Consider the following 286-nt stretch of genomic DNA (forward strand, 5'->3'; position numbering starts at 1 on the left):
GCTCACGTGGTGCGCTGCTTCGACGATGAAAACGTGATCCACGTATCCGGCAAGGTATCGCCGCTGGACGATATCGCCGTGATCAACACCGAGCTGGCCCTGGCCGACCTGGACACGGTAGAAAAAGCCCATCTGCGCGCCACCAAGGCCGCCAAGGGCCAGGACAAGGATGCCAAAGGCTTGCTGCCGGTACTGGACAAGGTGCTGCCCGCCCTGAACGAAGGCAACCCGGCACGCTCCGTAGACCTGAATGACGATGAACGCAAAGCCATCAAGAGCCTGAACC

General features: G+C 60.8%; 1 pseudogene. It reads left to right on the forward strand.

The features are described from left to right. Nucleotides 1-286: pseudogene (gene ychF, locus A3754_RS00275) on the forward strand (redox-regulated ATPase YchF); the annotation flags it as partial.

The sequence above is a fragment of the Alcanivorax sp. HI0083 genome (assembly GCF_001635175.1).